Origin of the sequence: uncultured Brachyspira sp., from assembly GCF_910588665.1 — a bacterium.
Lineage (GTDB): Bacteria > Spirochaetota > Brachyspiria > Brachyspirales > Brachyspiraceae > Brachyspira.
Window position 1 is genome coordinate 1 of the sequence record NZ_CAJUPR010000040.1, and the last position, 1,838, is coordinate 1,838.

At 27.4% G+C, this 1,838-nt stretch carries 2 protein-coding genes; both read left to right on the forward strand.

The window, feature by feature from the left end:
- Positions 1-142 precede the first annotated feature (142 nt).
- Positions 143-583, forward strand: a complete 441-nt coding sequence (locus tag QZ306_RS10470) for a hypothetical protein (RefSeq protein WP_295163645.1) — start codon at positions 143-145, stop codon at positions 581-583.
- A 327-nt stretch (positions 584-910) separates the two neighbouring features.
- Positions 911-1,838 (forward strand): hypothetical protein (locus tag QZ306_RS10475; RefSeq protein ID WP_295163646.1); only part of this gene is annotated, 928 nt, incomplete at its 3' end.

Genomic DNA, 1,838 nt, shown 5'->3' on the forward strand with positions numbered 1-1,838 from the left:
GGCTGGCGTTTCGGGGAATGTGCCAGTTGGAAAAAGATAATAATTACAAGTATGCAAACTATCCATTCACTGGAAATCGAAGTTGTAGGCTATTCAATCCATTAAATGATTGATAATTCGTATCTTTGTAAAAAAATAGTTTATGAAGAAAATATTAAAATTTATCATGGCAGTATTGCCTATAATTATATCTGTAATAGCTCTAATTATTAGCTATTTATCCTACTATACATCAAAACAGAGTTTTGAGTATGGAATTAGTAAAGATATGATAATTCATACGCCAGCAATAAAAGAAAAGATAGATTCACTTGAACTATCTTTTAACTTAAATATTGACAATTCAGAATTACAAGGTATTTGTATAACCTTGCCCAATAGCATACAAGAAAAACCAATATTCGTCAATACTAAGCCTATTAATTTAAGTAAGCACTATTTAGAACAGTTAGCTAAAAATTATCTGTATGAATTTGTAGAAGCCAAAGATTCTGTGGTTATAGTTGGAACTTTTGCTATACCCATAATAATTGATTACTCTGCAATAGTGTACGGATTCCCTCAAACTCTTAGAGAAAAATAGACTTTTAGTTTTTAATTTACATTTTTGTGACAACATTTTAGATTTAAGTTTTTCCAATACTTATTTAATTAGTAGATGCGGATATCCCCTAAAAAATCATACTTTTTATACTGGTGTTTTTTCTTCTCCTTTGGAAGAAAAAATTAAAAAACAAGACCAAATAGATATTCAGGAATTACTAAAAGGTCAGTTAGACGAAATTACACATAATTTTAAGCAAAAATGAGTGCTATTTTAAGCGTTTTTTCAAATAGGGAATTAGCTTTTCTAATTTGGCTAGTTATCCTATTAGTTTATTTTCTAATTAAGAACAGGTGGAGACTCCATTTGAAAAGAATTATAATATCTGCATTTACCCTCAAATTGGTAGTTATATATACAACTTTGGTTATTTATGCATCTATAATTGTTATACTACTTTATTCGTTAAATATTTGGGGAATATTTCTTTTGAAAGATACCATTGTATGGCTGATATTTTCTGCATTAGGTACTGCTTTTACATTAAATAGAATAAAAGATTTTGGTTATTTTACTGACTTAATTAAAAGTAATATTGCAGTTACAGCCATCGTACAATTCATGATAAATCTATATTCATTTAGTTTGATTACTGAATTGATAGCTCTTCCTGTAGTAGCATTTATAACCGCACTTAGCGTATATTCTGAATATTATACAGAGAATGGCAAAGATTACCAAAAAACACATTCATGCCTAAATAAGTTGCTTATTATTATCGGGTTAGTTTATTTAGGATTTGCATTATACAAAACAATTATAGAATTTAATACAACTAATTGGAATGACGTTTCCCAACAGTTCTTATTACCTTTGATTCTAACGATTTTATTTATTCCTTACTACTGGGGATTAACATTATATATGAATTACGAAATAATGTTTGTTGCTATTAATGTAATATTTAGAGATAAAGACAAATATGAAAAATGTAAAATCAAATTTTATATACTGTATTATGGGCATTTAAATCTGAAACGAATTAATCGTATAAAGCATAAAATAGCATTCCTTGCATATCAAGATGCTCCTAATTATAAAGATTATTTCAAAAAAGCCACACAATCTCCATTATATATGAAATCTTCTATTACGAATAAAATGAAAATTAAACTTTTTAATAATATTGGTGGTTGCTGCAAAGCATTGTCTGATTTGCAATTAGGCGAATTTAGCGAATGGAAAAAACTTGATGGATTAAATGAATTTTATAGTATTACGAATTATTACCTTA